16 protein-coding genes are annotated in these 14,736 nt (G+C 70.6%); 12 read left to right on the top strand and 4 right to left on the bottom strand.

Annotated elements, in window-relative coordinates:
* From ACWCQK_RS04435 to ACWCQK_RS04420, 4 genes are all read left to right on the top strand, one after another.
* On the top strand, positions 1–484 hold a 484-nt coding region (locus ACWCQK_RS04435; RefSeq protein ID WP_451151734.1), incomplete at its 5' end, for a sensor histidine kinase.
* A complete protein-coding gene (locus ACWCQK_RS04430) occupies positions 481–1,164 on the top strand; it encodes a response regulator (RefSeq protein WP_451151732.1) in 684 nt (227 codons plus the stop codon). The genes ACWCQK_RS04435 and ACWCQK_RS04430, both read left to right, overlap by 4 nt.
* A 223-nt stretch (positions 1,165–1,387) precedes the next feature.
* On the top strand, positions 1,388–1,786 hold the full coding sequence (locus ACWCQK_RS04425) for an OB-fold nucleic acid binding domain-containing protein (protein ID WP_451151730.1): 399 nt from the start codon (positions 1,388–1,390) through the stop codon (positions 1,784–1,786).
* A gap of 3 nt (positions 1,787–1,789) precedes the next feature.
* Positions 1,790–2,542, top strand: a complete 753-nt coding sequence (locus tag ACWCQK_RS04420) for a DUF3159 domain-containing protein (RefSeq protein ID WP_451151728.1) — start codon at positions 1,790–1,792, stop codon at positions 2,540–2,542.
* 117 nt (positions 2,543–2,659) lie between these two features.
* Here the strand turns inward: ACWCQK_RS04420 and ACWCQK_RS04415 are convergent, their stop codons facing one another.
* Both ACWCQK_RS04415 and ACWCQK_RS04410 read right to left on the bottom strand, forming a co-directional pair.
* Positions 2,660–3,337 carry a potassium channel family protein gene (locus ACWCQK_RS04415; RefSeq protein ID WP_451151726.1) on the bottom strand — a complete coding sequence of 226 codons (678 nt, stop codon included), beginning with the start codon at positions 3,335–3,337 and terminating at the stop codon, positions 2,660–2,662.
* Positions 3,337–4,005, bottom strand: a complete 669-nt coding sequence (locus ACWCQK_RS04410; protein ID WP_451151724.1) for a potassium channel family protein — start codon at positions 4,003–4,005, stop codon at positions 3,337–3,339. The genes ACWCQK_RS04415 and ACWCQK_RS04410 overlap by 1 nt, the downstream gene beginning before the upstream one ends.
* 420 nt (positions 4,006–4,425) lie before the next feature.
* On the opposite strand from ACWCQK_RS04410, the gene ACWCQK_RS04405 reads away from it, so the two are divergent.
* Together ACWCQK_RS04405 and ACWCQK_RS04400 are read left to right on the top strand one after the other, a co-directional pair.
* Positions 4,426–6,477, top strand: coding sequence for an APC family permease (locus ACWCQK_RS04405; RefSeq protein WP_451151722.1), 2,052 nt, complete (start codon positions 4,426–4,428; stop codon positions 6,475–6,477).
* A 238-nt stretch (positions 6,478–6,715) separates the two neighbouring features.
* Positions 6,716–8,056, top strand: coding sequence for a class I SAM-dependent RNA methyltransferase (locus ACWCQK_RS04400; protein ID WP_451151720.1), 1,341 nt, complete (start codon positions 6,716–6,718; stop codon positions 8,054–8,056).
* A gap of 265 nt (positions 8,057–8,321) precedes the next feature.
* Here ACWCQK_RS04400 and ACWCQK_RS04395 read toward each other — a convergent pair whose 3' ends face one another.
* Entirely contained in the window at positions 8,322–9,332 is a 1,011-nt protein-coding gene (locus tag ACWCQK_RS04395) for a LysR family transcriptional regulator (protein ID WP_451151718.1), read from the bottom strand.
* A gap of 161 nt (positions 9,333–9,493) precedes the next feature.
* On the opposite strand from ACWCQK_RS04395, the gene ACWCQK_RS04390 reads away from it, so the two are divergent.
* The 6 genes from ACWCQK_RS04390 (at position 9,494) to ACWCQK_RS04365 (ending at position 14,190) form a co-directional block, all read left to right on the top strand.
* Entirely contained in the window at positions 9,494–10,018 is a 525-nt protein-coding gene (locus ACWCQK_RS04390) for an SRPBCC family protein (protein ID WP_451151716.1), read from the top strand.
* A gap of 144 nt (positions 10,019–10,162) precedes the next feature.
* The gene (locus tag ACWCQK_RS04385) at positions 10,163–11,056 is read left to right on the top strand and encodes an NAD(P)-dependent oxidoreductase (RefSeq protein ID WP_451151714.1); all 894 of its coding nucleotides are present in this window, start codon (positions 10,163–10,165) and stop codon (positions 11,054–11,056) included.
* A gap of 126 nt (positions 11,057–11,182) precedes the next feature.
* Entirely contained in the window at positions 11,183–11,605 is a 423-nt protein-coding gene (locus ACWCQK_RS04380) for a PPOX class F420-dependent oxidoreductase (protein WP_451151712.1), read from the top strand.
* A 64-nt stretch (positions 11,606–11,669) separates the two neighbouring features.
* Positions 11,670–12,437: a hypothetical protein gene (locus ACWCQK_RS04375; protein WP_451151710.1), complete on the top strand. Its 768-nt coding sequence runs from the start codon at positions 11,670–11,672 to the stop codon at positions 12,435–12,437.
* An 86-nt stretch (positions 12,438–12,523) separates the two neighbouring features.
* Positions 12,524–13,357, top strand: a complete 834-nt coding sequence (locus ACWCQK_RS04370; protein WP_451151708.1) for a hypothetical protein — start codon at positions 12,524–12,526, stop codon at positions 13,355–13,357.
* Positions 13,358–13,644: 287 nt separating this feature from the next.
* A complete protein-coding gene (locus ACWCQK_RS04365; RefSeq protein WP_451151808.1) occupies positions 13,645–14,190 on the top strand; it encodes a sigma-70 family RNA polymerase sigma factor in 546 nt (181 codons plus the stop codon).
* A 33-nt stretch (positions 14,191–14,223) separates the two neighbouring features.
* Here the strand turns inward: ACWCQK_RS04365 and ACWCQK_RS04360 are convergent, their stop codons facing one another.
* On the bottom strand, positions 14,224–14,736 hold the full coding sequence (locus ACWCQK_RS04360; protein WP_451151706.1) for a MarR family winged helix-turn-helix transcriptional regulator: 513 nt from the start codon (positions 14,734–14,736) through the stop codon (positions 14,224–14,226).

The raw sequence follows: 14,736 nt of genomic DNA, 5'->3' as shown, positions 1-14,736 counted from the left end.
CCGGGAGACGGACATCGACGAGGTCGTCCCGATGGCCCTCGGGGGTGTCCCCGAGGACAGCGTCGACCTCGACATCCCGGAAACCCTCCCCATGGTCGCCGTCGACGCCGGGCTGCTGGAGCGCGTGGTCGCCAATCTGGTCGAGAACGCCGTCAAGTACAGCCCGCGCGACACTCGCGTCCTGGTCGCCGCCAGCACCCTCGCCGACCGGGTCGAGGTACGCGTCGTGGACCGTGGACCGGGTGTCCCGGACGACGCCAAGGAACGCATCTTCGAACCGTTCCAGCGTTACGGCGACGCTCCGCGCGGAGCCGGCGTGGGCCTCGGCCTCGCGGTCGCGCGCGGCTTCGCCGAGGCGATGGACGGCACACTCGACGCCGAGGACACGCCCGGCGGCGGCCTCACCATGGTTCTCAGCCTGCGCGCGGCAGGATCGCGCCCTGAGCTTCTCCACCCCGCACAACCGCAAAGGCAGGTCCTATGACCCGGGTGCTCGTGATCGACGACGAGCCGCAGATCGTGCGCGCCCTCGTGATCAACCTCAAGGCCCGCAAGTACGAGGTCGACGCGGCCCACGACGGGGCCTCCGCGCTCCAGCTCGCCGCGGCCCGTCACCCGGACGTCATCGTCCTCGACCTGGGCCTGCCCGACATGGACGGCGTCGAGGTGATCCGAGGGCTGCGCGGCTGGACCCGGGTGCCGATCCTGGTGCTCTCGGCGCGGCACTCCTCCGACGAGAAGGTCGAGGCGCTCGACGCGGGCGCCGACGACTACGTCACGAAGCCCTTCGGCATGGACGAGCTGCTGGCGCGGCTGCGGGCCGCCGTCCGCCGGGCCGAGCCCACCGGGGCCGGCGAGGACGAGGTGCTGGTGGAGACCGAGGGGTTCACCGTCGACCTGGCCGCCAAGAAGGTCAACCGGGACGGCAAGGACGTACGCCTGACACCCACGGAGTGGCATCTGCTGGAGGTGCTGGTGCGCAACACCGGCCGGCTGGTCAGCCAGAAGCAGCTGCTCCAGGAGGTGTGGGGCCCCTCGTACGGGACCGAGACGAACTACCTGCGGGTGTACATGGCCCAGCTGCGCCGGAAGCTGGAGACGGACCCCTCGCACCCGAAACACTTCATCACCGAGCCCGGAATGGGCTACCGGTTCGAGAAGTGAGCGGTGGGCGGCGGCGGTCCGGGGTGGTGGGCAGGCGCCTGTCGGCAGGCGGCCGACCGGGTGCCGGTCGGGGAACCGAACCGATCGAGCGGTGAGACGGCGGCCCGACCTGCCCCGCTGCGGGCTTCGGTGCGGCCGTCGGCACGGGCGTCGCTGCGGGCCCCGGTTCGAGTGCCCGCACCATGGGTACGTTGCCGACAGTGCACCCCGGTACGCTTCAGATATGAGTGCTGTTCCTCGTTCCGAAAAGCCGGTGGGCCGGTTCCGGCGCATGCTCGACCGGCTTTCCTCGTCGCAGGAGGATCTGGAGTCCGAGGAACTGCGAGAGGACGCCGAGACCGCCGGCTGCGTCCGGATCGGTGACTGCCACGACCGACAGATCGTGACGGTTACTGGTACCTTGCGCACGGTCACCCTGCGGCCGCGTGCGGGAGTTCCGGCCCTGGAGGCCGAGCTCTTCGACGGCTCCGCCGCGCTGGACGTGGTGTGGCTCGGCAGGCGCTCCATCGTGGGCATAGAACCGGGGCGCAGACTGCTGGCGTCCGGCCGGATCTCGATGAGCCGGGGCCGCCGGGTGCTGTTCAATCCCAAGTACGAACTGAGACCCCTTGGACGGGAGTAGCCGGTGACGTCGCTCGACAAGCCGACCCAGGAACCCCAGCAGGACGACGCCCGGGCGGTGACGGAGGCCGCGCTCTTCGAGGCGTTCGGCGGGGTGCGGGGCATGGTCGAGACGGTGCTGCCCGGCCTGCTCTTCGTCACCATCTTCACGATCAACAAGGACCTGCACTGGTCGGCGATCGCCGCCCTGGCCGTCTCGGTCGTGCTGGTCGTGGTCCGGCTCGTCATGAAGGACACCGTCAAGCACGCCTTCAGCGGTGTCTTCGGCGTGGCCTTCGGTGTCGTGTTCGCGATGATGACGGGCAACGCCAAGGACTTCTACCTGCCCGGCATGCTCTACACGCTGGGCCTGGCCCTGGCGTACATCATCAGCACGCTGTGCGGGGTCCCGTTGATCGGCCTGATCCTCGGCCCGGTCTTCAAGGAGAACCTCTCCTGGCGCACCCGCAACCCGGGCCGCAAGAAGGCGTACGCCAAGGCCAGCTGGGCCTGGGGCCTGATCCTGCTCGCCAAGTGCGCGATCCTCTTCCCGCTGTACTGGTGGGCCGACACCGCCCAGCTCGGCTGGGTCCTGATCGCGCTGAAGATCCCGCCGTTCCTGCTCGCGGTCTGGATCACCTGGCTCGTCCTCGCGAAGGCGCCCGCGCCGATCGACGTCTTCGCCGAGATGGAGGCCGAGGAGAAGGCCGAGGAGGAGCGGAAGGCAGCGCTGGCCGCCGAGCACGACGAGACGACGGGCGGACGCCACCGCCGGTAGGGCACGAGTCGCCGGTTCAGGTCGGTGGTACAAGTCGCTGGTACGAGGACGGGGCGCCCGGGATTTTCCGGGCGCCCCGTCCTCGTACTTCCTTGGGCCGACTGACCGACTGGCCGACTAGCCGGCGGTGTCCTCGCGGCGCACCGACAGCAGGTCCTCCAGCTGCTCCTCGCGGGCCTGCGCGGCCACGAACAGCAGTTCGTCGCCCGCCTCCAGGGAGTCCTCCTGAGAGGGAGTGAGGACGCGGGTTCCGCGGATGATGGTGACCAGGGAGGTGTCCTCCGGCCACTCCACGTCGCCGACCTGGGTGCCGGCCAGGGCCGACTCCTCCGGCAGGGTCAGCTCGACGAGGTTGGCGTCGCCGTGGCTGAAGCGCAGCAGCCGGACCAGATCGCCGACGCTCACCGCCTCCTCGACCAGGGCCGACATCAGACGCGGAGTGGAGACGGCCACGTCCACGCCCCAGGACTCGTTGAAGAGCCACTCGTTCTTCGGGTTGTTGACCCGGGCGACGACGCGCGGAACGCCGTACTCCGTCTTGGCCAGCAGAGAGACGACCAGGTTGACCTTGTCGTCGCCCGTCGCGGCGATCACGACGTTGCAGCGCTGGAGGGCCGCCTCGTCGAGCGACGTGATCTCGCAGGCGTCGGCGAGCAGCCACTCCGCCTGCGGGACGCGCTCGACCGAGATGGCGGTCGGCGCCTTGTCGATGAGCAGGACCTCGTGACCGTTCTCCAGCAGCTCGCCCGCGATCGAACGGCCGACCGCACCGGCACCGGCAATGGCGACCCTCATCAGTGCCCGCCCTCCTTCGGGCCCTCGGCGAACGCCGCCTCGACCTTCTCGACGTCGTCGGTGCGCATCATCACGTGCACCAGGTCGCCCTCTTGCAGCACGGTCAGCGAGGTGGGCAGCATCGCCTCGCCGAGCCGGGTCAGGAACGCCACGCGGACGCCCGTCTCCTCCTGGAGCTCGCTGATCCGGTGGCCCACCCAGGCGCTGGACGCGTGCACCTCGGCGAGCTGCACACCGCCGGTGGGATCGCGCCAGAGTGGCTCGGCGCCGGACGGCAGCAGGCGGCGCAGCATCTGGTCGGCCGTCCAGCGGACGGTCGCGACCGTCGGGATGCCCAGACGCTGGTAGACCTCGGCACGACGGGGGTCGTAGATACGGGCCGCGACGTTCTCGATGCCGAACATCTCGCGGGCCACGCGGGCCGCGATGATGTTCGAGTTGTCGCCGCTGGACACGGCGGCGAAGGCGCCGGCGTCCTCGATGCCGGCTTCGCGCAGGGTGTCCTGGTCGAAGCCGACGCCGGTGACCCTGCGGCCGCCGAAAGAGGAGCCCAGTCGTCGGAAGGCGGTGGGGTCCTGGTCGATCACGGCGACCGTATGCCCCTGTTGCTCCAGGGTCTGCGCGAGAGCGGAGCCCACTCTGCCGCAGCCCATGATGACGATGTGCACGACCGTCCTTCCGAGGTCAAGGGTGACTTGGCTTGAATAGGGTCTCAGACCGCGGCCCAAGCTACACACGCGCGGTGTGCGCTGGGCACCCCCGCGCACGATCACCGGCGGTGCGGGGACGCGCGGAGCCCGGCTTCGGCGGTCGGCGGCGGGTGGCGCGGGTCAGCGGCGCGTGATGCTGCGCACGCTGCACAGGGTCAGGAAACCGAGGCCGACAAGGGTCACGGCGGCGCCGATCAGCTCTGCGGTCATGGACATGGAACCTCCGAGGGGCGGCGACGGCGGGGGTTCAGACATCTAGGCACGATGGCCGCGCCACCTGCGGAATCCGTTGCCCACCGCGGCCCCGATTTCACTCGTGAGGCAGAACTGGGGTGGCAGGTGGGCGATCCTCTGTTCGAAGGCCTACGATGCTCTGTTGTGTCCAAACTGACCGACGTGCCCAAACGGATCCTGATCGGGCGCGCCTTGCGCAGTGATCGGCTCGGAGAAACGCTCCTGCCGAAGCGCATCGCCCTCCCCGTCTTCGCCTCCGACCCGCTGTCCTCCGTCGCGTACGCGCCCGGAGAGGTACTGCTGGTCCTGTCCATCGCGGGCGTGTCGGCGTACCACTTCAGCCCCTGGATCGCCGTCGCGGTCGTGGTGCTGATGTTCACCGTGGTCGCCTCCTACCGGCAGAACGTGCACGCCTACCCGAGCGGCGGCGGCGACTACGAGGTGGCTACCACCAACCTGGGGCCCCGGGCGGGCCTCACGGTCGCCAGCGCGCTGCTCGTCGACTACGTCCTCACCGTCGCCGTCTCGATCGCCTCCGGCATCGAGAACCTCGGCTCCGCGATCCCCTTCGTCGTCGAGCACAAGGTGTCCTGCGCGGTCGGCGTGATCGTGCTGCTGACCCTGATGAACCTGCGAGGCGTGAAGGAGTCGGGCAAGCTCTTCGCGATCCCGACCTACGTCTTCGTCGGCGGTGTCTTCATCATGATCGCCTGGGGCGCGTTCCGCGGTCTCGTCCTCGACGACACCATGCGGGCGCCCACGGCGGCGTACGAGATCAAGGCCGAGCACCAGGGCCTCGCCGGCTTCGCGCTCGTCTTCCTCATGCTGCGCGCCTTCTCCTCCGGCTGTGCCGCGCTCACCGGTGTCGAGGCGATCTCCAACGGCGTCCCCGCCTTTCGCAAGCCCAAGTCGAAGAACGCGGCGACCACGCTGGCGATGATGGGCCTGCTCGCGGTCACCATGTTCTGCGGCATCATCGCGCTGGCCATGGCGACCAAGGTCCGCATGGCCGAGAACCCCGCCGCCGACCTGATCCACGACGGCAACCCGGTCGGCCAGGGCTACGTCCAGAACCCGGTGATCTCCCAGGTCGCCGAGGCCGTGTTCGGCAAGGACAGCTTCCTGTTCGTCGTACTGGCCGGGGCGACCGCCCTGGTCCTGTTCCTGGCCGCGAACACCGCGTACAACGGCTTCCCGCTGCTCGGCTCGATCCTCGCCCAGGACCGATACCTCCCGCGCCAGCTGCACACCCGCGGCGACCGCCTGACCTTCTCCAACGGCATCGTGCTGCTGGCCGGCGCGGCGACCCTGCTCGTCGTCATCTACGGCGCCGACTCCACCCGGCTGATCCAGCTCTACATCGTCGGCGTGTTCGTGTCCTTCACGCTCAGCCAGACCGGCATGGTCCGGCACTGGAACCGCCACCTGGCCACCGAGCGGGACCCCGCCAAGCGCCGCCACATGGTCCGCTCGCGCGCCATCAACACCTTCGGCGCCTTCTTCACCGGCCTGGTCCTGGTCGTGGTCCTGGTCACCAAGTTCACCCACGGTGCCTGGGTCGCGCTGCTCGGCATGTGCATCTTCTACGTGACGATGACGGCGATCCGCCGCCACTACGACCGGGTCGCCGAGGAGATCGCCGCCCCGGACGGCCCGAACGACGACAGCGTCCGGCCGTCCCGGGTGCACTCGGTCGTCCTGATCTCCAAGATCCACCGCCCCACGCTGCGCGCCCTGGCGTACGCCAAGCTGATGCGCTCCGACACCCTGGAGGCGCTCACCGTCAACGTCGACCCGGCGGAGACGAGGGCGCTGCGGGAGGAGTGGGAGCGGCGCGGCATAGACGTGCCCCTGAAGGTGCTCGACTCGCCGTACCGCGAGATCACGCGGCCGATCATCGAGTACGTCAAGGGCCTGCGCAAGGAGTCCCCGCGCGATGTGGTCTCCGTGATCATCCCCGAGTACGTGGTCGGCCACTGGTACGAGCACCTGCTGCACAACCAGAGCGCGCTCCGGCTCAAGGGCCGCCTGTTGTTCACGCCGGGCGTGATGGTGACCTCGGTGCCGTACCAGCTGGAGTCCTCCGAGGCGGCGCGCAACCGTGCCCGCAAGCGGCAGGAGTGGAGCGCTCCGGGCGCGGTGCGACGCGGTCCGGCGCAGGAGCGGCCGAAGGAGTCGTCGACCACCAAGAAGTGATCGCCAGGATCGCCAGGGGTTGATCGCCAGAGGGTGATCGCCAAAGGTGACGGCGACTGGACGTGATCGCCAAGGTGACGGCGACAGGACGTGATCGCCAAGAGGTGATCGCCAATGAGGTGATCACCGGGAAGTGATACCGCCTGCCGGCACGTGGTGAACGGCCGGACGACACCCACGTAGACTGGTGGGCTGTTGTCCGGCCGTACCCCTCTCGATGTTGTGGAGTCCCCCCGCCATGCAGGCAGAACCGAAGAAGTCGCAGGCGGCGTCGCTCGTGGGCGAGGAGTACGAGGTCGAGATCGGCCCCGTGGCCCACGGCGGTCACTGCATCGCCCGCACGGACGCCGGCCAGGTGCTGTTCGTCCGGCACGCGCTGCCCGGCGAGCGGGTCGTGGCCCGGGTGACCGAGGGCGAGGAGGGAGCCCGCTTCCTCCGCGCGGACGCGGTGGAGGTGCTGGAGGCCGCCAAGGACCGGGTCGAGGCGCCCTGTCCCTACGCCGGCCCCGGCCGCTGCGGCGGCTGCGACTGGCAGCACGCCAAGCCCGGCGCCCAGCGCCGCCTCAAGGGTGAGGTGATCGCCGAGCAGCTCCAGCGGCTCGCGGGACTCACGCCCGAGGAGGCCGGCTGGGACGGCACGGTGATGCCCGCCGAGGGTGACAAGCTGCCCTCCGGCCAGGTGCCGCAGTGGCGCACGCGCGTGCAGTACGCGGTGGACGCCGACGGCAACGCCGGACTGCGCCGCCACCGCTCGCACGAGGTCGAGCCGATCGAGCACTGCATGATCGCGGCGCCGGGCGTCGACGAACTCGGCATCGAGGAGCGCGACTGGGCCGGCATGGCCTCCGTCGAGGCGATCGCCGCGACGGGCTCCCAGGACCGCATGGTGATCCTGGAGCCCCGCCCCGGCGCCCGGCTGCCCCTCGTCGAGCTCGACAAGCCCGTCTCCGTCATGCGCGTCGAGGAGAAGGACGGCGGCATCCACCGCGTCCACGGCCGCGCCTTCGTCCGCGAGCGCGCCGACGGCCGCACCTACCGCGTCGGCAGCGGCGGCTTCTGGCAGGTCCACCCGATGGCCGCCGACACCCTGGTCAAGGCCGTCATGCAGGGACTGCTGCCGCGCAAGGGCGACATGGCGCTGGACCTGTACTGCGGCGTCGGCCTCTTCGCCGGCGCCCTCGCCGACCGCCTCGGTGACCAGGGCGCGGTGCTGGGCATCGAGTCCGGCAAGCGCGCGGTCGAGGACGCCCGCCACAACCTCGCCGCCTTCGACCGCGTCCGCATCGAACAGGGCAAGGTCGAGTCCGTCCTCCCGCGCACCGGCATCACGGAGGTCGACCTCATCGTCCTCGACCCGCCCCGCGCGGGCGCCGGCAAGAAGACGGTCGAACACCTCTCGTCCCTGGGCGCGCGCCGCATCGCCTACGTGGCCTGCGACCCGGCGGCCCTCGCCCGCGACCTCGGCTACTTCCGCGACGGCGGCTACAAGGTGCGGACGCTGCGGGCGTTCGATCTGTTCCCGATGACGCATCACGTGGAGTGCGTGGCGATCCTGGAGCCGGCGACAAAGGGCGTCTGAGTAGCGGGTTCGGGTCGGGTGGTGCACGGTGCGGGCGTCGCAGGTGCTCCACGTGCTTCATGGCCCGTCGGCTGCCCACCCGCCTGTCGTTGCCCGTCTGCCGGTCATCCGCCGGGCGCGCGGCCTTCCGGTGTACGCGGATCGCCGAGTACGTCTCGCCGTTCCTCGGCGGCCGAGTTCGGGAGCGGGTGGCGAACTTCTGGTGCCGTCCGTTCACGATGGTTGGTGTGACGGGGTAGACAGACACCGAACTCCACGGCTTGCTCTACCAGTTGCCCGCCGCCGCCCGGAGGCGGTCGCGTACGCGGGTGACGTGTGGGTTGGTGTCCGAGCCTGGTCGCTGGATCAGGAAGAGGGTGTTGAGCGGCGGTTCCTCCGGATCGTGCAGGAGGACGAGGCGGCCGGAGTCGAGGGACTCCTGGCACAGTGAGCGGGGCAGCACGCTGTAGCCGGCGCCCGCGGTGACCGCGGACAGGACGGCGTACAGGTTCGGGACGGTGACCGCGGCCCGGTCGGTGAGCTGTCTGCCGAACACGGTCCGCCAGTAGCGGCGGGCGATCGGCAGGTCCTCCGCATAGATGACCAGCGGAACGCTCCGGAGGGCGGCGCACGGGTCGTCGGCCTCGGTGTGCTGCGCGATGCGCTCGCCCCAGACGGGGGACGCGACCAGCACGTATTCCTCGTCGGCCAGCGGCGCGGAGGGCAGCGCGCGGCGGCGAGGGCGCCGGGTGGTGATGACCAGGTCGTGCTGTCCCGCTCGCATCTCCTCCAGGAGCGGCTCGGTCAGGCCCTGGGTCACGCGCAGTCGGACGCCCTCGGCGACCAGCGGTACCAGCGCGGGCAGCACCCGGACGCACAGCAGTTCCGACGGGCCCGCGAGATGCACGGGGGAGCCCTCGCCCGTGAGCGGGCCTTCGCCGCCTTCGAGTGAGGCGAGCGTGTCCAGGGGGCCGGCGATCCGGCCGGCCAGTTCATGGGCGAGCGGAGTGGGCTCCACGCCCCTCGGCAGGCGTGTGAACAGCATCCGGCCGGTCTGCTGCTCCAGAGCGCGGATCTGGGCGGTCACGGTCGGCTGCGACAGCCCGAGCAGCGGGGCGGCGGCGGTGAACGAGCCCGAGCGGTGGACGGCCAGAAAAGTACGCAGCAGGTTCAGATCCGCGTGTGGGGGAAGCTGCCTGCCGCCGACACCGGTTCCGGCCGTGCCGGGTGCTCCGGGGGTGCCGTCGGTCCCGTCGGTCCCGTCCGTTCCGTCGGATGCGAGCGTCCGGTTCTTCACAGGGGCGAGCTTAGCGCCGTACGGCATCGGTATTCCGATGGCAGAGATCGGCTCACCTATTGGTACTCCGATGGCGTGCCTGCCTAGCGTCGAGACCGTCGCCGAGTGGCGGCGCCCGCCGCGAACGGCAACCATGCAAGTCCCGGAGAGGAATCACGAACATGACGGTGCAGAGCGCGATCGACTGGCCCGAGAAGTACCTGCCCGGCACCGGCGACAACTTCGTCTCCAACGAGGTGATCGTCAAGGGGCTGAGCGCGGAGCAGGTGTGGCGGTACCTCGTCGACACCTCCACCTGGGAGTCGTACTACGACAACGTCGCCGACATCTCCTTCCCGCGGGGCGGTGGCCCGCGCCTGAAGGACGGCGTCGCCTTCGCTTTCGGCACCTTCGGCTTCCCGCCCCTGGACGCGCGGGTCGTGGAGTTCCAGGAGCCCGCCGCGGGCGTCCCGGGTCGCCTGTCGTGGACGGCGGCGCAGGACGGCGTGCCGCAGGAGCGCCTGGATGTGCTGCACGCCTGGTTGGTGGAAGATCTCTCCGGCGGCCGAGCGCGCATCCTGACGCAGGAGACCCAGATCGGCGAGCCCGCCGCGTCCCTGGCCGTCCAGCGCCCGAACCCGATGCTCAACGGCCACCAGGCATGGCTGGACGGACTGGTCCGCGCCGCTTCCGGGCACCTGGACTGAGCGGACCTGTACAACCTGAATCACGCGCATCACTCGCATCACCCGCTTTACCCACGGCAACGACGCAGCAGTGACAGAAGCAGCAGCCGATGAACTCGGCAGACGTAGAAGCAGACGTAGAAGCAGAAGGGGAGACCGACGACGATGAGCGACCACCGCGCCGTGAGCGTCCTGGGCACCGGCATCATGGGTGCCGCCATGGCCCGCAACCTGGCCCGCGCCGGACACGCCGTCCGGGTCTGGAACCGCAGCCGGGACAAGGCCGAACCGCTGGCCGCCGACGGCGCCCACGTCGCCGCCACGCCCGCCGAGGCGGTCCAGGGCGCTGAGGTCGTCGTCACCATGCTCTACGACGGCCCCGCGGCCCTGGACGTGATGCGCCAGGCGGCGCCCGAACTGCGTCCCGGGGTCGCCTGGGTGCAGGCGACCACGGCCGGCGTCGGGGCGATCGGCGACCTGGCCGCCTTCGCGCGCGAGCACGGCCTGCACTTCTACGACGCTCCCGTGCTGGGCACCCGCCAGCCCGCGGAGGCCGGGCAGCTGACCGTGCTGGCCGCGGGGCCGGTCGAGACCCGCGACCTGGTGACGCCCGTGTTCGACGCGGTGGGTGCCCGCACGCTGTGGACCGGCGAGGACGGCGCGGCGGGCAGTGCCAGCCGGCTGAAGCTGGTGGCCAACAGCTGGGTACTCGCGGCCACCACCGCGACCGGCGAGGCGCTGGCCCTGTCGAAGGCGCTCGGCGTGGATCCCCAGAACTTCTTCGACCTGATCGCGGGCGGCCCGCTGGACATGGGCTACCTGCGGTCCAAGGCCGAACTCCTGCTGGAGAACCGGCTGACCCCGGCGTCCTTCGCGGTCACGACCGCGGCGAAGGACGCCCGGTTGATCGTCGAGGCCGGCGAACTCAACGGGGTGCGGCTCGACATGGCCGCGGCGAGCGCCGAGCGCATGGAACGCGCCGCCGCGCAGGGGCACGCCGACGAGGACATGGTCGCCGCGTACTTCGCCAGCTTCGACGAGAAGCCCACCACCGCCTGAAGTGACCACCTGAAGCGCACCTCCTGCGGCCCACCACTTGAAGCCCGCCTCCTGAAGCCCATCTCCTGAAGGCCTGACCACCGGACAGTCCGACCACCGGACAACCCGACCGACAGAGGAGTCCTGATGTCCAAGCCGCCGCTGCCCCCGGAAGCCGTCGCCGTGCTGCGGCGGCCCAACCCCTGCGTCATGGCGACTCTGCGCGCCGACGGCACGCCCGTCTCCACGCCCACCTGGTACCTGTGGGACGACGGCCGGGTGCTGATCAACCTGGACGCGGGCCGGGTACGTCTGAACCACCTGCGCCGCGATCCGCGCGTGACCCTCACCGTGCTGGCCGGGGACGACTGGTACACCCACGTCACGCTCATCGGCCGCGTCGTCGAGATGTACGACGACGAAGGACTGACCGACATCGACCGCATCGCCACCCACTACCTCGGCCAGCCCTACCGGGACCGGGTACGTCCCCGGGTCAGCGCCTGGATCGACGTCGAGCGCTGGCACGGCTGGGGCGCGCTGAAGGACAACGACCAGGCGTCCACCTAGGCCTTCGGGTCCCGCGGTGGGCGCCGGTCAGTGCGCAACCTCCTGAGGGTCTCGGTGGTCACACATGAATGTGACCACGCATCAGATACTGCGCGGGTGGGGCGTCTTCGCCGTTCTCGACGCCGACGGTGTGCACCTCGTCCGTTCCGATGAGCGCGTCGACATCCCGCTGGCCGTGGTCCGGGAGGTCAGTGCCACCGAGGAGCGGGCCGTCGAGATCGTGCTCACGGACGGTGTCGCGCACCGCGTCGAGGGCGGCAACCCGACCGCCAACGCCGCCTTCGCCGCGGCGCTCACCGGCGTGCTGCCCGAGCGGCGGGACGCGGCCGGAAGCGCCCTGGTCACCGTCACCGCCGTGCCGCGCGGCGGTATCGACTACGGCTGGGCGGCGCTCTTCGCCGCCGGCCCCTTCGCGTTCCTCGCCTACGCCGTCTGGGTCGGCGTCGTCCACGGCGCCCGCGTCCTGGGAGTGGTCGTCGGGCTCGTGCCCCTCGTCCTGGGTGTCACGTTCCTCGTCACCGCCGTGCACGACGTGTTCCGCCGTACGATCCTGCGGCGGCGGGGCATCACCGTCCTGGCGGAGGCCGTCGGCAGGTTCGGCAGGAAGAACACCGTGTACGAGTACGCCGACGTCGACGGCGTCGTGCACCAGTACCGGTGCACCCGCAAGACCCTGCGCACCCAACTCGCCTACGACCCGCGCAAACCCGAGCGCGCCGCTCACGCGATGTGGCTGCCCTTCCTCCTCGGCAGGCTCTTCGTGCTCTTCGTCGGTTCGGTTCCCTGGCTGTACATCGGGGTATTGATGGTCTTCGGCGTGCTCTGGGACTGACCCGACCCCGACCCGACCCGTGTCCCGGCCGTGAATATCCGTACTCACGTCTGACGACCGGAACACGGATGCGAGGATGGGGCGCCATGACTGCTGGGTGGTGTTCTCGCACGGTACGAGCCGCGGTGTTCGCGGCCGTCTGTGTGCTGCTCGCCGCCCTGGGGCACGTCCTGATGTCGGGTGCGCACGTGCCCGGTTGGGCGCTGGCCGCGGGCTTCGCCGCGACCGGTGCGGCCGGCTGGTGCCTGGCGGGCCGTGAGCGAGGGCTGCCACTCGTCGTGACCGCCGTCGTCGCCGCTCAGGCGGCACTGCACTCCGCGTTCTCGCTGGCCCGGCCGATGTCCCGGGACCTCGTGGGCATCAACATGGACCATGCGATCCACATGAAGACGGGCCATGCGGGCGACATGGACGCCCGCATGGACATTGACCACGCGGCCCACATGGACATGAGCTCTCTCGGGCGTATGGACCACACGGATTCCATGGAGCGCATGGACCATATGGATCACATGGTCCATATGGATCGCGCGGGCTCGATGGACTACATGGGGTCGTCCATGGATGGATCGTCCATGGGTGGATCGCCTATGGATGGATCCTCTATGGACGCGTCGTCCATGGGCGGATCATTCATGGACGGCGGCTCGTCCTCTCTCGGCATGCTCGCCGCCCACCTCCTGGCCGCGCTCCTGTGCGGGCTCTGGCTGGCGTACGGCGAGAAGGCCGCGTTCCGGATCCTGCGGGCCGTCGGCAGCCGGCTCGTGGCACCCCTGCGGTTGCTGCTCGCCCTGCCCGCCACCCCGGACCGCCCGCGCGTCCGCGTACGCCGCCCCCGCTCGGCGCGGGCGCCGCGTCTCCTCCTTCTCGTCCACGCGATCACCTCTCGGGGGCCGCCCGCGGGCATCGCTGTCGGCTGACGACAGCTGGTATCCCGGGGCCGCCCCAGTGCGCCTCGGGTCACGGCCGTACGCCCGTACGCCCGTACAGGCGTCGTAGGGCCGTCTCCCGCTCACCGGACCGCCCGTGCCCGCGTACGCGCCGGGGTCCGGATCCGGGGCGTGCCGGCGACTCGGGCGCCTCGGACGACCGAGAAGGACACCAGGTGATCTCCTCCACCCTGCCCGCCTCGCATCACTCAAGGGATGACTCACGCGATAAAAGCGCAGAAAAGGATCAAAGCGACAAAGACGTCGGCGGCAAAGCGATATCGACCGACGAGTCGATCACCGCCTGGGCGCTCGCCGCCCGGGGCGGTGACGCGCGGGCGGTCGAACGGTTGGTGCGCGCGCTCCAGCGTGACGTCCTGCGCTATGTCGCCCACCTCTGCGCCGATCCGCAGGCGGTCGACGATCTGGCCCAGGACACGTTTCTGCGGGCGCTGGGAAGTCTGCACCGCTTCGAGGGGCGCTCCTCGGCCAGGTCCTGGCTGCTCTCCATCGCCCGCCGGGCGGTGATCGACAGCTACCGGTACGCGGCCGCGCGGCCCCGGCTGCACGACGTACCGGACTGGCAGGCGGCGGTCGAGCGAGCCCAGCCGCGCGGTCTGCCCGGCTTCGACGACGGGGTCGCCCTGCTGGATCTGCTGGCCCTGCTGCCGGCCGAGCGGCGGGAGGCGTTCGTCCTCACCCAGTTGCTCGGCCTGCCGTACGCGGACGCGGCGGCGCTGAGTGACTGCCCGGTCGGCACGGTGCGTTCCCGGGTGGCGCGAGCCCGGGCCACGCTGCTGGACCTGCTGGCCGAAGCGGCCTGAGACGTCTCAGGCCGCAGGTGGGGGAGGGGCCGTTCACTCCGAGGTGGTGCTCGGCTCGCTCCCCATCAGATCGGGCAGCAGCCCGCACACCGCCTGGCGCTGGTCCGGGCCCATGACGCCGGCGAGGGCCTGGGTCACCGTTTCGGAGAGGGGGCCCGAGGCCTCCCGCAGCAGACGGCGGGCCTTGTCGGTGAGGGCGACCTCGACGCCGCGCTTGTCGCCGGACACCGACCGGCGGGTGACGAGCCCGGTGTGCTGGAGGCATGCGATCTGATAGGTGAGCCGGGTCTTGGGGCGGCCCAGGAGCTCCGCGATCCGGGTCATCCGCACGCCCTCCTGCGCGTGCTCCGCCAGCAGGCACAGCACCAGGAATTCGTCGTGCGAGACGTCCAGCCGTTCCTTGACCACGGAGCGCAGCCGCTGCTCCACCGCCCCCGTCGCGGCCAGCAGAAGCATCCAGGCGCGCAGCTCGTCGGGGAGCAGTCCGTTGCCCTGTGCGGACGGGCATTCGGGCACGTCGGCGGGGTGCTCATCGGGGGCGGCCAT

The organism is Streptomyces sp. NPDC002306 (assembly GCF_053593435.1).
The sequence above is the reverse complement of the archived record's forward strand: the minus strand, read 5'-3'. Positions and strand labels throughout refer to the sequence as shown.

What these genes read in the sequence shown, in the direction of transcription:
- ACWCQK_RS04430 (WP_451151732.1), top strand. Translation starts at nt 481, where the DNA reads ATGACCCGGGTGCTCGTGATCGACGACGAGCCGCAGATCGTGCGCGCC.
- ACWCQK_RS04380 (WP_451151712.1), top strand. Translation starts at nt 11,183, where the DNA reads ATGTCCAAGCCGCCGCTGCCCCCGGAAGCCGTCGCCGTGCTGCGGCGG.
- ACWCQK_RS04360 (WP_451151706.1), bottom strand. Translation starts at nt 14,736, where the DNA reads ATGGCCGCCCCCGATGAGCACCCCGCCGACGTGCCCGAATGCCCGTCC.
- ACWCQK_RS04425 (WP_451151730.1), top strand. Translation starts at nt 1,388, where the DNA reads ATGAGTGCTGTTCCTCGTTCCGAAAAGCCGGTGGGCCGGTTCCGGCGC.
- ACWCQK_RS04415 (WP_451151726.1), bottom strand. Translation starts at nt 3,337, where the DNA reads ATGAGGGTCGCCATTGCCGGTGCCGGTGCGGTCGGCCGTTCGATCGCG.
- ACWCQK_RS04385 (WP_451151714.1), top strand. Translation starts at nt 10,163, where the DNA reads ATGAGCGACCACCGCGCCGTGAGCGTCCTGGGCACCGGCATCATGGGT.
- ACWCQK_RS04400 (WP_451151720.1), top strand. Translation starts at nt 6,716, where the DNA reads ATGCAGGCAGAACCGAAGAAGTCGCAGGCGGCGTCGCTCGTGGGCGAG.
- ACWCQK_RS04390 (WP_451151716.1), top strand. Translation starts at nt 9,494, where the DNA reads ATGACGGTGCAGAGCGCGATCGACTGGCCCGAGAAGTACCTGCCCGGC.
- ACWCQK_RS04370 (WP_451151708.1), top strand. Translation starts at nt 12,524, where the DNA reads ATGACTGCTGGGTGGTGTTCTCGCACGGTACGAGCCGCGGTGTTCGCG.
- ACWCQK_RS04375 (WP_451151710.1), top strand. Translation starts at nt 11,670, where the DNA reads ATGAATGTGACCACGCATCAGATACTGCGCGGGTGGGGCGTCTTCGCC.